The organism is Arenibacter sp. ARW7G5Y1 (genome assembly GCF_003201775.1).
Lineage (GTDB): Bacteria > Bacteroidota > Bacteroidia > Flavobacteriales > Flavobacteriaceae > Arenibacter.
Genome location: NZ_QJJZ01000005.1, coordinates 272,413 through 289,031, shown reverse-complemented (window position 1 = coordinate 289,031; position 16,619 = coordinate 272,413). Strand labels below are relative to the sequence as shown.

The window sequence follows — 16,619 nt, the reverse complement described above, 5'->3', positions numbered from 1 at the left end:
GAGTGCCAGCAACACTTGGATCCATGGGGTCTATCAGTGTTTGACTGGTGATTTCTAAATTGAATTAAAAATAAATAAATGAAAATAGCTATAGTATGTTACCCAACTTTTGGAGGTAGTGGGGTGGTGGCAACAGAATTGGGAATTGCCTTGGCAAATAGGGGACACGAAGTTCATTTTATTACGTATCGCCAACCAGTGCGCCTAGAGTTGCTGAGCAATAAGATCTACTTTCATGAGGTACATGTACCCGAGTATCCCTTGTTTCATTATCAGCCCTATGAATTGGCCCTTTCCAGTAAATTGGTTGATACTATTAAGTTGTTTGGCATTGAATTATTACATGTGCATTATGCTATTCCGCACGCCTATGCCGGTTATATGGCCAAGAAGATGTTGGAGGAGGAAGGGATTTATGTACCTATGGTTACTACCCTGCACGGTACGGATATAACCTTGGTGGGAAAGCATCCTTTTTATAGACCTGCAGTTAATTTTAGTATTAATCAATCCAATGTGGTTACCTCTGTATCCCAAAACCTCAAGGACAGTACTCTTGAGTTGTTCGATATAAAAAAGGAAATTGAGGTTATCCCGAATTTTATAGATAAAAGAAAGTACAGTATGCACTTCACGGACTGTCAGCGTTCCTTGATGGCCTCTGAAGAAGAAAGAATTATAACCCACATAAGTAATTTTAGGAAGGTAAAGCGTATTCCAGATGTGATCCATATTTTTAATAAGATTCAAAAACAAATACCCGCCAAGTTGATTATGGTAGGGGAGGGGCCTGAAAAAGAAGGGGCTGAACGTTTATGTGAGGAACTCGGGTTGACCAATAAGGTTATCTTTTTGGGGAATAGCAATGAAATAGATAGGATATTGTGTTTTTCGGATCTCTTCCTTCTGCCGTCTCAAACGGAGAGTTTTGGATTGGCCGCTTTGGAAGCCATGATCAATAGGGTAGCGGTAATTTCGAGTAATGCGGGTGGTATTCCTGAAGTGAACAAACAGGGGGTTACGGGTTATTTAAGTGATGTTGGTAATGTGGATGAGATGGCTTTGAATGCACTGAAGATTTTAAGTAACGATGAGACCCTGGAAAGATTTAAATCCAATGCTGCCAAAGCGGCTATGGATTTTGATATCTTGAAGGTATTGCCACTGTATGAAGCAATATATGAAAAAGCCTTTTTGGCAAGGCACGAAAGTTTGCAGCAGAATTAATGCGATCAATACTACTGTTCTTATGTCTTTTGGGAACTTCCTGTTCTGGGCAAAAAGCTGTGCCTAAGGATAAGGATGATAGTTCCTTGAAAAATACGATAAAACTCCAATTGGTGTTGGAGGATAATTACAGTGGAGTGCAACAACCAGGATTTCAAGTTGTAAGGGATGTAAAGACATTGAGGAATTTTTTTGCCCAGATTAACAAGACCAGAAAACCTGGCCTACCCGTTCCGCAGGTAGATTTCAACAAGGAACAACTCTTGATATACTGTGCAGGAACAATCATTGGTGTTGGAGGAGCAGAATTGTACGTTATTGAGGAATCACAAAATAATATTGCGGTTGGACCAATGGCACGAACGCCTTCCAGCAAGAAAGCATCTGAGGTTGCCACCACACCCTTTAGCATTTATAAAATGCCCCTGACCCCTAAAGAAATTAGTTTCAGGAAAATGAAATAGGGTTGGGCATCTTGGCCGGTAATAAAAACCCTAAACAGGCTCAATTCTAGATTTACTTAGGAATCCTAGAGGTATCTATATCCTACCTTTGAAATGATAGGCCTATTTCGTCGGTTAAAATACCGTTTTCTTGGACGAAAAATTTTTGCGGTTTTGAATTTTTGAATTGATGATTTGTAGGAAACCGCTTAACGATTTTTAAGGCTTTTTGTAGAATTTAAATGGTGTCCATTTAACATTGCCATAGCTTTGGACAAAGATTTTAAAGAATCCCAAAATTACAATGTTATGAAAACCTATGTGTTTGCTATTACCTTTTTATGTGCTATTTCCTATAATTTTAGTAGCGCCCAAGAATTACAACTTACCGCCAAGGACAGTGTTGTTGCCAGTTCGTGGGTCTTAGGAGTGGGCTACAATATTGTAGACGACTCGGCTACACCATTTGGCGATGATTTTTTAAGTATAAAGGATACTTGGAATGCACTTCCTTATCCATCCTCTATCAGTATTGGTAGATTTTTTAAAAGTGGACTGGGTATCAAGGCCATTGGTTCTTACAATAAATATGATGTAGGTAAGAAGGTAGATGGAGCAATTAATACTGTTGAAAGGGATTACTATGCTATTGATGGTATGGTAAGCTATGACCTTAATAAGATTATTGGTGAAACGGGCTGGTTCGATCCATTTCTACAAGTGGGTGCAGGCTATAGTGATATAGGTTCCGTGGGTAGAGCAACGGCCAACGCTGGCTTTGGATTTAATACCTGGTTCAATGATCGTTGGGGCCTAAACTTTAATACCATGGGCAAATGGGGAATTGAGGAGGGTTCTACCAAACAGTTGCAACATTCCGCTGGTGTGGTATATAGGTTTGGTATAGAAAAGGAATTGTCCAAAAAAGGACTGGAGAAGTTGGCGTTGATCGAAGAAAACCAAAGGGTATCCGATTCTATAGCTGCCGCTAAAAAGGCAGAGGAAGAGGCAAGGCTTATGGCCGAACGTTTGGCACAAGAAAAGGAAAAAGCACGACTGGCAGCTGAAGAACAGGCTAGATTGGATGCAGAGAACAGAAGAAGGACAGAATTGGAAAATAAAATTAAGGATTTGGGCAATGTTTACTTTAGTCTAAACTCTTCATACTTGAGCAAGCCGTACAAGGAATTATTGGATAGGTTGGCCGTGTTAATGGAAGAAAATCCAACTATGACCTTAAAGGTAGGAGCACATGCCGATTCCCGAGGAGCTGAGAAATATAACCAATGGCTATCTGAAAAGCGCGTGAAACAGACCTTGGATTATTTGATAGCTAAGAAAGGTATAGATGCCGCAAGGTTAACTGGAGATGGCTTTGGAGAAACCCAATTGACAAACGAATGTGATAACAATACCTACTGTCCTGAATCTAAACATAAACTAAACAGAAGATCGGAGTTTGAGGTAGTATCATTTTAAACTCAAAGAATATTTATAAGAAAAATGCCCATTGCTAACGCAATGGGCATTTTTTATAGGGAGCAGTTTTTCAAAATGAAATAGTTTCAAACTGTATAGTAATTCTTTCCGAACCCAGGGAGGGGAAGGATAATTTAAATCATATTGAATCAATAAAATATAATCTATGGCAATACCCATTTGCAGATACGCCTATTTAGGGCCAGTGTGTTTTTATATATTAGGGCATCACTTTGATATAAGGGTCCTATAAATAATTTGTAAGCACAGACTCGTTAATTATGGGGTTGAAGATTATGTAAGTGGAGTAATAATTTGGTATTGGAAACCCTTTTTGATGGTCCAGGTCACATTTAGCAGATTTGATTACACCTGTATAGAGGAAAATAATTTCCAAAAGTACAACCTACACAATATGGGTTGTTGGATACTAAAATGTTATACCCCTCCTTGTCAATTATTTTTCTGCCGGTATAAAATATAGTGTCTTCATCCAAAGGGAAGAAATCCTTTTTGTAATGGTATAGGCTATCATTGTTTTCTCTTCCTCCTCCTAGAAAATAATAAGTAAACCCTTTTTCCCTTGCCCATTTAAGTACTTCCAATTTTAGGAAATCATTTGGGCGCGTATCAAAGTATTTGTCGTCCGTACCTCCCAAAAATGAATTTATGGTAGTGTCCGATAAGAGAAGTAGCTCCGCAGAAATAGGGGTTTTATCCTTATAAACTATTATTATGGCACAGGTTGAAGGGTTATTGAAAATGAGATCCTTGAAATATTTCAAATCATAGAAATACAAAGAACTTGCCTTTGTACGTTTCATAGTACGGGTATAAATATCGTGAAATTGTTCTATGACTTCAGCATTAATATTATCGTGGTAAATGATACTGGTCAGACCGGACTTAACCGATTTTCTGTAATTGTTTCTAACCTTGGGTTTAAAGTTGTTCCACTGTTCTTCGGCTGGAAGTATTTTGCCCCGGACGTTATTCAAGGTAGGTTTAATTTGCCCCGTATAATGTATCCAGTTCTTTTGCATGTTGAATCTGATAAATTCAGAGACCACCTTGTTTTCTTTATACCATATATCAACTTCTTGCCAGAATATAGAAGGAATATCACTGTCAATGTTATCGGCGTATAACGGCCCGCTATAGCCATATGGTGAGCTTATATCACTATAACCAGTTTCGTTCCCTTCAAAAATGACTTTTCTAAACCAAAAAGGCATAAGCACCACAGGAGTATTGTTTTTCATCAAAACAAAATACTTTAACTCTTCATGCTCGTTTTTGCTAGACAACAACAATTCTATGTTGTACATTGGGTTTTTCGGAAATTGCTTTAATAGGGACTTATACTTTTCAAGGTTACTTTGGGTCGTAAGAGGATAGACCTGAAGAGCCAAATTTTTTATGACAGTCTCAAATAGTACTACAGCCATACAATAGGGGGGTTATTATGTTCAATTTACGAAAAAAAGAGTTTTTGCACAAATTTCATAGTACTTAAATGTGCTGGTCTATATTTAACGCATAAAAACTTTGATAAGTCTATTAACGCCAATTAATTATCCCATTAAGTTTTTAATACTTTGATTTCCATAATAATGAAATCGAAAAAACTTGCTTTATGTGCAAAATCAATACGGTAACATGTAATTATTTCTTATTCTATTTATAAGGTTATATTGGTAATAAATAGAGGTTGCCATTTCAAAGTTGTGACGAATCCTGTAACTATCCTTTAAATATTATAATCCCACAACCATATAGCAGTACTATTGATTTGTATTTTTTTTGATTGGAATGAATCGCATTACAGATAAAGATACCAAAAAATAGAGTCGATATTTGTTAAGAGTCGATAATTTTTTTGAATCTTCAAATATTGAAACCACTTGTCCCTTAGCCCTTTTTTGGAGTAGTTTTTATCGGTTCTTTTCCATTAAATATGATTCTAACGATATATAATGAACCCTTGTCTTTAAGTAGGGAAAGTACCGATACATGAAAATAAGGGTTTAAATAAAACACTTGTTGGGTTCGGGTTTACCATAATATTGGTTCTTCCGTTCCAGCACGTTCAAAGTGGAAACTCGTTTTTTAGAAGAGAATTGGGTATAAGGTTGCTTTTTGAATTAAATGGATGCAACCAACTATTTTTTTGTTTCCCGTAATAAATAAAATAGACATGACTCCTCCTAATGTGAGATTCGGTTAGGTATCCAATACTTGTGGAGTATTTATCTTTCTTTTATTGTTTTTTTTCCAATTCACTGATTCTGGGCTCCAATTGCAACAGTAGTGTTTTGTATTCCTTGATAAGTTCGGTGTTGAAAGACTTTAGTTCCTCTATTTCCTTTTGTTGTTGAATGGTATACAAGGTAAGTTCTTCAATTTTTTGAAGTAATTTAGAGCTTATATTTCCCAATTCCACACCTTTGTCCCCGACTTCAACGGCACTTGGAATATTTTCCAAATGGCCATTTTCTTCTATGAAACTTTCAACTTTCTTTAAAGAGGGAAGTTCGTAGCTATTTGTAAAAACAAAATCTGGCCAACCACTGCTTTGCAATTTAACTGTAACCCCTTCGGTGATGACATCCCCTGCAATGGCCAATTGATACCCGTTAGGGACACTTACGGTGCCTATACCTACTCCTCCTGTATTGTACAAAATATCGGAACCCGAGGTGGTCCATACCGAACTTGGTAGAGCAGCTCCATTGATCAATACATTGGTAGCGTTGATGGTTCCATCAACATCCAATTTGTAATCGGGACTTGAGGTGCCTATTCCTACATTGTCATTTATAATATAGGTATTGGATCCGTTCACTGTCCATGGGGAACTGGGCAAAAGAGCTCCATTGACTCTCAGTTCACTGGCATTTATAGTACCTGTAACATCCAGTTCAAAATTAGGATTATTGTTGCCTATCCCAACATTACCGATATTGTAGAAAGTTTCATTGCCTGCAACGGACCAAGGTGAACTAGGAATTGCAGCCCCATTGATCAATAGATTTGTAGCATTTACAGTGCCTGCAACATCCAGTGCAAAATTAGGTGTGTTGGTCCCGATTCCAACACGGCCGGCGTTATAGAATGCGCTTGTACCATTAAGGGACCATGGAGAACCGGGAAGTGGCGCCCCATTGACCAATAAATTTGTAGCATTTATAGTGCCTGCAACATCCAGTTCAAAATTAGGTGTGTTGGTCCCGATTCCAACCCGGCCGGCATTATAAAATGCGTTTGTACCATTAAGGGACCATGTTGAACCGGGAAGTGGCGTGCCATTGATCAATAAATTGGTAGCGTTTACGGTTCCGGCAACATCCAAGGCATAACCTGGATTGTTTGTCCCTATGCCTACCCTGCCAGAATTGTAAAATGTATTTGCACCGTTAAGACTCCATGGGGAGCTTATAAACTCTGTTCCGTTTACAAAAATTTCAGAAGCACTAAAAGAACCAACCACTTCAAGGCTATAATTTGGTGACAGTGTGCCAATGCCTACATTTCCCGAAGCTGGGTAGTAGTTTCCTTGGCTATATCCGAAAAGGATGGAAAAGAATGCTGCTATGAGTGCAATGTGTGTTTTTTTCATGATTGTGTTATTGTAAAAACCGATCCTAACAGGATTATTCATATTGTCTTAATTCAAAGGATAAATTGGTGAAATTATCCATAAATGCATTTATGCCGTTTTGTAACTCTATTCTTACCTGGTTGTCCCCAATTATTTCCCCCCTTACCCCTGTATGGGTTGTTGGAGTGGTGTAGAAAATAACGGTTTTTCCTATGGTTATTGTTTTGTCAAGTGTGCCCACATATTTACCCTGGGATTCCCTGACCCAATCAATGTTTAATTCCAAAGTATTTTCCAGAACGTTCGAACTTGGATTTTCAGTTCCTGATTGACTAAGTAATGTAACATAGGACTGATAATTAAAATCAGCATTGTCCCCATTACACAAATATTCCGTACTGCTTACTTCATTGGTGTCCAAAGTACCATTGTCATTGATATCCAAACCCGATTGAACACTGAATCCCCCATTGGAACAATTCGCTCCTGGCTGTTCTACAAGTGTTTTGATCAGTCCATTGTATCCATTGCTTCCGTCGGCGCCATCAATACCGTTGGTGCCGTTAAGACCGTCTGTGCCATCTTCAGGACTGCAACCAGTAAAGCCGGTAAAAAGAATCAGCATAAATACAAATTTGAAAAACCTAGTGTTGCGCATATTTAAAAAAATAAGGTATAACATTGATTAAAGGCCTAAAGTTACAAATAGGGACTGTTAATTTGGCGAACTTTAGCCAAAAGAATGTATATAATCGACAAAAGTAATGTATTATCCATTGTAGGAATATGGGTTTACATTTTTATTGAAAGGAAAAGCATGTGATTTTAATATTTTTAAAGGACATGCATTGCCCCATCTATACCTATAATATATCTATTCTTAATTTGACATTTTAAATACAACCTTTTTTAATCGTTTAAACTTCACTTTATTTCAAGGGTTTGGAAGTTTTTTTTTGCCATTTATACCCATTTAAGTGCAGTTCATAGATTATTCTTTTAACAAGGCTTGATTTATTATAATTTTAACAAAAATTTCCTCCCAAAAGGTCATATTATTTTAAACTGTTTATAGATAAATTTATGGAATCAAAAAAATTACTTTTTTTACTATTGTTTTTTCTTAGCGTAGGTTTAGTAGCACAGGACTTACATACACAAGCAAATGCTGTTTCGGTGGCAAATGAATCCAATAGTACTGCTGGTTGGTCGGGACAGGCTACCTTAACAGTGGACGGGACTGATACCCAATCCGGAAACTTCTCCTTTGTGGTAGTTTCAACGGCCAATGGTGGTCGAACCTTGGATTATAATTTTGACGCGGTTGTTGGACAGGATTATACGATTAGAATTTGGGCTAAATTTGGTCCTCGCGTCAATAATAATACTACGGGAGCCTTTGCCGTTTGGTCGGGACTTTCCGGATTTGAAACGACACCTATTGTTGGCACTGAATGGTCCGAATATGTGTTTAATGTTACGGCTACTTCTGCCAATCCAATGATTAGAATATATACTAGTAATTATGCATCCAGGTTTACCGCGGGCAATACTATTTTAGTAGATAATGTATCCATACTACCTGCCGGTGCCGTAGTTGATGATCAAAGTCCAACAGCTCCATCAAATTTAACGGCTAATGGTACCACCACTACTTCAACCAACCTGTCATGGAACGCTTCGACGGACAATGTTGGGGTTACAGAGTATTCCATATTGGAAGGAGGGAACGTTATTGGTACTACCACTGGAGCTACTACATTTAACGTAGAGGGACTCGACCAGAATACGTCCTATGCGTTTACGGTAACCGCAAGGGATGCTGCAGGTAATGTATCCGCAGCCAGTAATACCGCCAATGTAACCACGCTGACCGCAGTAGACAATCAGGCACCTACGGCACCAACAAATCTGGCAGCAACAGGAACTACAACCACTACAACCACCCTATCATGGACTGCCTCGACAGACAATGTAGGGGTAACTGAGTATTCCATTTTGGAAGGAGGAAATCTTGTTGGTACTACCAGTGGAGCTAATACATTTAACGTAGAGGGGCTCACCCAGAATACGTCCTATGCATTTACGGTAACGGCTAGGGATGCTGCAGGAAATGTGTCCGCCGCCAGTAATACGGCCAACGTAACTACTTTGGAGGCAGCTGATAATCAATCACCTACGGCTCCAACAAATTTAGAGGCCAATGGTACTACCACTAATTCGACGAATTTGACTTGGACGGCTTCAACGGATAATGTAGGGGTTGCGCAATATACTATTTTACAAGATGGGAATAATGTGGGTACTACCGATGGGGAAACGATATTTAATGTAACGGGACTTGCGCAAAATACTTCATATGCCTTTACGGTAATTGCAAGGGATGCTGCTGGAAATGTATCCGCAGCTAGTAATACGGCCAATGTTACAACCATAGATGGTGGTGGGGAGATAGATTATACTTCTGCCAATTCCAACCTCGAAACAGTTGATTGGACAGCCAGGGATTTGTTTGCGAATAGAAATGTGGGTATTGGAACAACTAATACCCAAGGATATCGACTTGCGGTGGCGGGCAGCGTGGTCGCTGAGGAAGTGAATGTGAAATTACAGGTTAACTGGCCCGATTATGTTTTTGAAAAAACCTACAATCTGCCTTCACTTCAAGAAGTGGAAGATCATATTTTGGAGCAGGGATATTTGTTGAACATGCCTAGTGCTTCCGAAGTTGAAGAAAATGGTATTGAAATAGGACAAATGAATGCTAAATTGTTGAGGAAGATCGAAGAGCTTACCTTGTATACCATTCAACAAGAAAAGAAAATAAAATTACTTGAAGAGGAAAATAGAAGGATTGACTCATTAGCCCAAAAATTGGAGAAATTGGAAGAGGTTATAAAGGAAAATAAATAAAATAGGTCTTAGCACATCAATATATGAAACACATTTACAGGATTTTAATTTTTTTATGCTTCGCCAATACAGTATTTGCGCAAAGTATTCGAAAGAATTATCAGGAAATGACGGATTATGAAAAAACAGAGTTGGTCAATGCCTTTTATGCGTTGAGGGATGGGACACGTCCGGATTTATTTGTTGATTTGGCGGATTTTCATAGTGACTTTTTTAATTTCGATAATACCATCGATCCAACAAGAAGGGATTTACACTTTAACCTTCCAGATGAACCGAGCCGGGAAATATTTTTGGCATGGCATAGACGCCAAATGTTTGAAATGGAACAAGCTGTACAGGACATAAATCCTAAAATTAGTTTGGCATGGTGGAATACTTCCACTGATCAATCCACGACTTCTCCCTTGTGGGATCAGGAGTTACTGGGGAGTTTTAACGCCAACTGGAGTTTGAATAGAAATCTAGGGGGCAATGGGCCTTTGCCAACACCTTTGGATGTGACCAATCTCTACGCTATGACGAATTTCTTCGAGTTTTCCAACGAACTGGAAAGAAGGCCGGTGCATAGAGGAGCGCACGTATGGACTGGTGGGGCTATGCCTACACCTTTGTCGCCAAGGGATCCGGTATTCTATTTCCACCATACTTTTGTGGATTGGGTTTGGTATAATTGGGAAGAAATTCATCAAAACTCTTCTTTTGAGACCACTTCTATGCTCCGATATGATGGAACCTATTCTTTTGGAGGGCAAACCTTACCTTTGGTAAACCCCAATGACATTACGGATACGAGGTCATTAGGTGTGTTTTACGGATCTAATGGACTTGCTCCTTTAAATAACTATATTGTAAGCAACACCTATAGGGCCGAAGAAATTTTTTATTATCAGTATGTTATTGAAGCAGGAAACAATTTTATAGTGCCCAATGGTACCACTTGCAGGATAGAATCCGTAAACGAGGTTAGGTTGCTGCCAGGTTTTGAAGCAGCATCTGGCTCTAATTTTGTGGCAACTATTGATCAAGTAAATAACAATTTGGCAGGAAAATCAAGAAAGGGTGAAGTAGCCAGGCTTAAGAAGCCATATGACTACGATGCCAATATAAACACTCCTATAGTCTGGGAAGAAGATAATAAGGACGATTCTCCTGTTATTATTCAGGCCTATCCTAATCCTTTTACAGAAAAAATCACCATTAACCTTAATAAAAACACCAATTGTAGTGTAGAGGTTTATAATATGATGGGGATGTTGATCAGGCAGGAGACTTTTCAAAATACCGATAATATAATTATTAATAAGTTATACGGTCTTTCTGCTGGGTTCTATGTGATCAAGGTTGTAGATGCCAATGGGGACATTCTATTGGCTAAAAGGGTTGTTAAGTTATAATAAGAGCGTTTTAACATAAAAAAAAGCAACCTATGGGTTGCTTTTTTTTATGTTTTAATTTTTTAATTTTTTAATGCTTGGTGCCATGGTCCATGTGCACACTATTGGGATCCCTGAATTTGCAGCAAGGAGGTAGGCTGTTATAGGTAGTACTATCTGCCTTGGTGGAATCTGTGTCATGGCCTACCAAGGCAATGGCTTTTTTGACATCAAGGGTGGTGCATTTATTTTCATCCATTATTAAAGTAAGTTGTTTTGAGGGAATATCCCAATTTACATATTTTACTCCTTTGACCTTAATTGAAGCCTTTTCAATTCTTGATTTGCACATTCCACAATTGCCCTTAACTTCAAAAGTGGTTTTCTTGTTTTTATCTTTGCCTTTCTCTTGGGCATTTAACTGAAGTCCCATTAATAGAATAGCTGTTAGAAGTATTGTTTTAGATAATTTAAGCTTTGTGAACATGGTCTGATATATTAAATTTTCAAGGGTTATTTTTTTCTTTTATAATTTGTATCTGAATCCCAGATAATAGATTTCGCCCAAAACTGGTGCAAATAGTATTGTACTATCAAAATAGGGGCCAAAAGGGTCATCAGAACCAATAATAGGTTTTTTCTGGGTAGTATTGGTTATATTTTCCCCCCCAAGATAAATTTCGAACCTCTCATTTAGTACTCGGGTAAGTTGGGCGTTTATTATGCTATACGGTCTTGCAGTTTCTGAAAGCTGGTACATGGAAGGGTTTGTATTGGTATTGGGCAATCTTTGTTCCCCTTGCCAATGGTAGGTGAAATCCATTCTCCAATGTCGTTTTCTATATTTTTCCAATGTTTCATAACTTAGATTCCCAAAAAAGCGATGTTCAGGTTGTAATGGCTTTTGCAGTGTTCCTGACAGGTAATCCAATCTAACATCATAATTCTTATAGGTTAGCCTTAGATCCATGTTCTGGATAATTTCATAATTTAAATCTACTTGTAGGCTGTTGGATATACTCTTACCATCCAAATTGTAAAAAGCAATTTCCTGTGGACTTTCCCAATCTATAATTACCTGATCGGTAAATACTGTCCGGTAATAGTCAAATGAAATATCCAAGGATCTATTCCAAAGATATAGTTTTTGAATAAAACCTATTCCGGAATTCCATGCAATTTCTGGATTCAAGGTATATAGCTTCCCGTTACCGTTTATTATGTTTAAGGCCCTCGAAGAGGCGAAAAGTTGTTGGTTTTCAGCAAAGATATTTGCCGCTCTTTTTCCCCGGCCAAGGGACAAACGTAGGCTAGCTTTGTTCCATAAGGAATATCGGAGGTGTAAACGAGGGGTTATAAACGAACCTAATCTGTTATGGTTGTCTATTCTAAGTCCGGCAACAAAACTTAATTTTTCCAGATTATCATAAGTATATTCAAAAAAGGCACCTACGGAATTATCTACCCGGTCCATATCCATATTATTGATTCTTTCATTAAAATGGTCATAATTAAAACTGAGGCCAGTTTTAAACTTATGTTGGGTACTGCCTATAATACTATTAAAAATAGCATTGGAATAGTAGGAGGTGTGTTCTATGTTGTATGTATTGTAGCCGTAATAGGAATCTTGGTCATGGGTACTAAAAGCGGTTTGATAGCCAAAACTTTGAAAGGGTAGTTCGGGAAAAACATAGCCTAATTTTGCAGAAATGTCCAGCCTGGTAGTCTTGACCTCACTGCCCCAGGCATTGTTTGTAAATTTATCGGTTTTAGGGTCAAAATCCTTTTCTCCAGTTTGTTTTTCATCCAATAGGAATTGCGTATTTAAGAAGCTGACCCAACCTTTTTCTGAATCCAGGAACTGCCAACGGTTCATAAAATTGATCTGTTTTGCCAAAGGAGTATCTAAAAAATTGTCTTCGTTCCTATCAATAATACCATCCCTTAGATTGGCATGTAAATAGATTCCGGTGGCCAGTTTATCAGAAAACACCTTGTTATATCTCGTGTTTAGTTCATAGCGCTCATAGTTGTTTCCGTACATATTCAGAAAGACTTTCTGATCCATCAAAGGTTTTACCAATTCGCTGTTTATCTGTCCTGAAATACTTTCAAAGCCATTGAGTACACTTCCGGCACCTTTGGTAATTTGGATACTTTCTATCCATGAGCCGGGAATAAACGATAGTCCGTAGATTTGTGAGGCTCCTCTAATGGAGGGCATGTTTTCTTGGGTAAACAAGAGATATGGACTGTTTAGACCAAGCATTTGAATTTGTTTGGCACCTGTAACCGCATCAGAAATATTTACATCAACGGCAGGATTGGTTTCGAAACTTTCAGATAGGTTACAGCAAGCGGCTTTTAGCATTTCCCGGCTATCCACAGTTACCACGTTTTGTACATTGAACAAGGATTTTTGTATGGGATTAAGTTTTTTGCGAACTACTACTTCCTCAAGTTCAATATCGGGTTGCAGACGGATTTTTCCAAGGTTGGGCCTGTTGACCGTTATGGTGTCTGATTTATAGCCCACATAACTTATCACCAATTTTTTATAATCCTTGTTAAAAGGAATACTAAATTCGCCCAACTCATTGGAAGTTGTCCCAACACTACTATTTAACCATATTATATTAACGTCCGGAAGCACTTTTTCCTTTCCAGTCCCGTCATATTCCAGAATGGTTCCTTTTATTTCTATTTGTCCGTAAATTATAGAACTGAGAAATAATAGAATCAAGACAAATTTACTTTTCATGTTGGGATATTTTATTGAGGAACCTGCTAGTTCGGCGTACAATAGGTTTTCTGTTTTAATTGTGGTTGACACTATGGTTTGCAGTAGCTAATGTATGAATTACCTTTATTAAAACACTAACGCTTTACTTCTGAATTAAGTATTGACCACCAGGAGTAAATCTCTCATTTTTAATATTCTTGGATAATATATACCTTGGTTGTATTTCAAAGATTATTTTGGCTATTGGTAGATAAAGGAATAAGGCTGATATTAAAAAATGTAAATTTACATTATTGTCAAGAGGTTAATACCTGTTTGGTAAGTGTTGTGGTTCACTGATATAACAAAGTATTCATGAAAATTTTATATGTAATTGGGGCGTTTGTTTTTTTAGTGTTTTGCGCTGGAAAAAATGATATGCCAAAGTTGCAGGGGACACAGATTAGAGTGGTAAATAAGACGAATGAAAGTTTCACCAATGTTGTGTTGTTTTCAATGAAGTTTGAAGATTTAAGACCCAATGATACTACGGCTTATAAGGCTTTGAATTATGATCAACTTACAGATGATCCATTGATTTACTGTTCCATTGGTGATAAGAATTATGCACGATATTTAAAGATACCGGATAGCAAGGTTGAAAATTTTACTTATACCCTGGATAGTATCCATGACGGGATTCTCTATGTAGGTTCCATAAAAGAGAATTAAAAAATTATAATGAATCAATAGATACAGATGATTACAGATGATTACAGATATAAATTTCCCCCAAAATTTTTTAACAATGACTAAATAAAATTTTAGATGAAAGTATTGGAATTTGCAAGAAAAGTTCTGTTCTGGACCGTGGATTTTTTAAAAGGGGGTAGGGTAAGGAGACATTTCAAGGATATTGAATATATTCAGTCGGACCCCAATTCGCCAAAGGCCTTAAAACGCCGAAGTGAACATTTGGGGAGACTAATGGAACATGCGGTTGAAACGGTTCCCTTCTATAAGTCCTTAATGGGGGGACATTGTACAAAATTGGAGCACTTTCCTGTTGTGGACAAGGCATTTATAAGAGAAAATTACGAAAAATTTACCAGTACCTTATATCTGGATAAGCATAATCATGAGGTGTCTACAAGTGGTTCAACAGGTAATCCGTTTAAACTTTTACAAAATAAAGGCAAACGGGAGCGAAATATTGCCGATACACTGTTCTTTTCCAAACGATCAGGATTCGAATTGGGAGCTAGGTTATATTATTTGAGGTTATGGGATAAGCAATACAAAAAAAGTGGCTGGTTGTCCAAGATTCAGAATATTGATATGCAATCTGTGGACGACATTAATGATAACAGTTTGCACAAATGGTTTACCCGTTTTGAAAGAGATAGGTCCTCCAAAAATATTCTAGCTTATAACTCGGCACTTAGGTCCATTATTCAATATCTTGATAAGATTAATAGCGAACCACTTAAATCTAAGACGAATTCCGTGATAGCCATGGCGGAAGGTATGGATGATTACGTTAGACAAGGCATTAAAAAGTATTTTAAAATAGAGCCCTTATCTAGGTATTCCAATTCTGAAAATGGGATTATTGGTCAGCAATTTTATGGGAGTCGCGATTTTGAAATTAATGAGGCCAGTTATTATGTGGAGATCTTGGATTTAAATCGGGATATTCCCGTTAAATCCGGTGAGTCCGGTAGGATTGTTATTACCGATCTGTTCAATTATTGTATGCCCATGATTCGATATGATACCGGTGATGTTGGGAGGGTACAAAAAGATAAGAGTGGACGCTTGGTATTTACGGTCATTGAAGGCAGAAAAATGGATATGTTCACCAACACCAAAGGCGAATTTGTATCATCACATATAATTCACCACATTCTGCAATTTAAAGGTATCGATCAATTTCAGTTTGTGGAAGAGGACGACTTTAGCTATACCATTAAACTAAAAGTGAACGATCAATTTGATTATAGCAATGAATCAAAGGTCGTAGAAAAGTATAAAACGTATTTCGGAGAGAATGCCAATATTGTGGTAGAATACGTTAAGGATATCCCCTTGTTACTTTCTGGAAAAAGAAAATTGGTCATTAACAATGCCATAAAGAAAAATAACTATACAAAGGACATATCACAGCAATCACCCATAGGTAGCTATGACTTGGAGTCCACCAAGTAAAAAATGGGATATATTTCTTGTTGGGTACATTTGTGCTAAGGCGCTATCTTTTTATGATAAAGTAGAAAACTCGGAAAATAATAAAATTCCGTATTTTCTACTTTATCATTTTATATTAGGCCAAAGTTAAGTGGGAAAACCCTGCCACCTATAACGGTATATAGTATTGTGCATTATCCATGTTTTATGCTTTGGTAATTCAATAGAAAAGGACTCATGTGCGGTGCGTAAATATGTACGGCCATCATGGGTCAGTAAACAAATATGGATGATGTAGGTTTTTATTGTGGGGTGTACACAAATGTTATCTGCAGCTATTGATAAAGATGTCTGCAACGGACGGCTAGAGACATACAAAGAGTAGATGGACTCCTGCCAAGACCAAGGACAAGCTGGATGATTCCCTACGGCGAATTAAGGTAGAAAGGTTTAACAATTTAAAAGTACGACATAGCCTAAGCGCCATAAGACTTTACATCATTAAATAATCACTATTGAGGTCAAATTTTCTTGGCGGGTGATTACGGAGTGTGGAGTACTTGAACGAAACGGATAAGATGTATTGGGAGTAATTCCGGGGAAAGGCTATGGGTAATTCCAATTTTGTTAGGCTTATAGACCAAAGGACTATCATACCCTTTTAAAGA

Annotated in this window: 12 protein-coding genes; 7 read left to right on the top strand and 5 right to left on the bottom strand. The window is 37.7% G+C overall.

The annotated features are described in order from the left end of the window. The first annotated feature begins 78 nt into the window (after positions 1–78). The 3 genes from bshA (at position 79) to C7972_RS09915 (ending at position 3,149) form a co-directional block, all read left to right on the top strand. On the top strand, positions 79–1,227 hold the full coding sequence (gene bshA / locus C7972_RS09925) for an N-acetyl-alpha-D-glucosaminyl L-malate synthase BshA (protein WP_110356006.1): 1,149 nt from the start codon (positions 79–81) through the stop codon (positions 1,225–1,227). Further along, positions 1,227–1,691, top strand: coding sequence for a hypothetical protein (locus tag C7972_RS09920; RefSeq protein WP_110356005.1), 465 nt, complete (start codon positions 1,227–1,229; stop codon positions 1,689–1,691). Before bshA ends, C7972_RS09920 begins: the two co-directional genes overlap by 1 nt. 288 nt (positions 1,692–1,979) lie before the next feature. Further along, entirely contained in the window at positions 1,980–3,149 is a 1,170-nt protein-coding gene (locus tag C7972_RS09915) for an OmpA family protein (protein ID WP_110356080.1), read from the top strand. Positions 3,150–3,502: 353 nt separating this feature from the next. On the opposite strand, the gene C7972_RS09905 is transcribed toward C7972_RS09915, so the two are convergent. The 3 genes from C7972_RS09905 to C7972_RS09895 form a co-directional block, all read right to left on the bottom strand. After that, positions 3,503–4,597, bottom strand: a complete 1,095-nt coding sequence (locus C7972_RS09905) for a GNAT family N-acetyltransferase (protein ID WP_110356003.1) — start codon at positions 4,595–4,597, stop codon at positions 3,503–3,505. A gap of 812 nt (positions 4,598–5,409) precedes the next feature. Beyond that, positions 5,410–6,768, bottom strand: coding sequence for a hypothetical protein (locus C7972_RS09900; protein ID WP_146216299.1), 1,359 nt, complete (start codon positions 6,766–6,768; stop codon positions 5,410–5,412). A gap of 34 nt (positions 6,769–6,802) precedes the next feature. After that, positions 6,803–7,375, bottom strand: coding sequence for a hypothetical protein (locus C7972_RS09895; protein ID WP_146216298.1), 573 nt, complete (start codon positions 7,373–7,375; stop codon positions 6,803–6,805). A 458-nt stretch (positions 7,376–7,833) separates the two neighbouring features. Here C7972_RS09895 and C7972_RS09890 point away from each other — a divergent pair, with 458 nt between their 5' ends. Together C7972_RS09890 and C7972_RS09885 are read left to right on the top strand one after the other, a co-directional pair. After that, positions 7,834–9,663 (top strand): fibronectin type III domain-containing protein, encoded by a 1,830-nt coding sequence (locus tag C7972_RS09890; RefSeq protein WP_110356000.1) that lies wholly within the window; start codon positions 7,834–7,836, stop codon positions 9,661–9,663. A gap of 23 nt (positions 9,664–9,686) precedes the next feature. Next, on the top strand, positions 9,687–11,060 hold the full coding sequence (locus tag C7972_RS09885; protein WP_110355999.1) for a tyrosinase family protein: 1,374 nt from the start codon (positions 9,687–9,689) through the stop codon (positions 11,058–11,060). A gap of 70 nt (positions 11,061–11,130) precedes the next feature. Here C7972_RS09885 and C7972_RS09880 read toward each other — a convergent pair whose 3' ends face one another. Then, positions 11,131–11,526 carry a heavy-metal-associated domain-containing protein gene (locus C7972_RS09880; protein ID WP_258364813.1) on the bottom strand — a complete coding sequence of 132 codons (396 nt, stop codon included), beginning with the start codon at positions 11,524–11,526 and terminating at the stop codon, positions 11,131–11,133. Positions 11,527–11,565: 39 nt separating this feature from the next. Further along, positions 11,566–13,803 (bottom strand): carboxypeptidase-like regulatory domain-containing protein, encoded by a 2,238-nt coding sequence (locus C7972_RS09875; protein ID WP_110356079.1) that lies wholly within the window; start codon positions 13,801–13,803, stop codon positions 11,566–11,568. A gap of 336 nt (positions 13,804–14,139) precedes the next feature. Between C7972_RS09875 and C7972_RS09870 the strand changes: the two genes are divergently transcribed. Together C7972_RS09870 and C7972_RS09865 are read left to right on the top strand one after the other, a co-directional pair. Further along, a complete protein-coding gene (locus tag C7972_RS09870; RefSeq protein WP_110355997.1) occupies positions 14,140–14,496 on the top strand; it encodes a hypothetical protein in 357 nt (118 codons plus the stop codon). 96 nt (positions 14,497–14,592) lie between these two features. After that, positions 14,593–15,972: a CoF synthetase gene (locus C7972_RS09865; RefSeq protein ID WP_110355996.1), complete on the top strand. Its 1,380-nt coding sequence runs from the start codon at positions 14,593–14,595 to the stop codon at positions 15,970–15,972. The last annotated feature ends 647 nt before the right edge of the window (positions 15,973–16,619 follow it).

Coding starts and splice junctions, on each gene's coding strand:
- bshA (WP_110356006.1), top strand. CDS start 79: ATGAAAATAGCTATAGTATGTTACCCAACTTTTGGAGGTAGTGGGGTG.
- C7972_RS09920 (WP_110356005.1), top strand. CDS start 1,227: ATGCGATCAATACTACTGTTCTTATGTCTTTTGGGAACTTCCTGTTCT.
- C7972_RS09915 (WP_110356080.1), top strand. CDS start 1,980: ATGAAAACCTATGTGTTTGCTATTACCTTTTTATGTGCTATTTCCTAT.
- C7972_RS09905 (WP_110356003.1), bottom strand. CDS start 4,597: ATGGCTGTAGTACTATTTGAGACTGTCATAAAAAATTTGGCTCTTCAG.
- C7972_RS09900 (WP_146216299.1), bottom strand. CDS start 6,768: ATGAAAAAAACACACATTGCACTCATAGCAGCATTCTTTTCCATCCTT.
- C7972_RS09895 (WP_146216298.1), bottom strand. CDS start 7,375: ATGCTGATTCTTTTTACCGGCTTTACTGGTTGCAGTCCTGAAGATGGC.
- C7972_RS09890 (WP_110356000.1), top strand. CDS start 7,834: ATGGAATCAAAAAAATTACTTTTTTTACTATTGTTTTTTCTTAGCGTA.
- C7972_RS09885 (WP_110355999.1), top strand. CDS start 9,687: ATGAAACACATTTACAGGATTTTAATTTTTTTATGCTTCGCCAATACA.
- C7972_RS09880 (WP_258364813.1), bottom strand. CDS start 11,526: ATGTTCACAAAGCTTAAATTATCTAAAACAATACTTCTAACAGCTATT.
- C7972_RS09875 (WP_110356079.1), bottom strand. CDS start 13,803: ATGAAAAGTAAATTTGTCTTGATTCTATTATTTCTCAGTTCTATAATT.
- C7972_RS09870 (WP_110355997.1), top strand. CDS start 14,140: ATGAAAATTTTATATGTAATTGGGGCGTTTGTTTTTTTAGTGTTTTGC.
- C7972_RS09865 (WP_110355996.1), top strand. CDS start 14,593: ATGAAAGTATTGGAATTTGCAAGAAAAGTTCTGTTCTGGACCGTGGAT.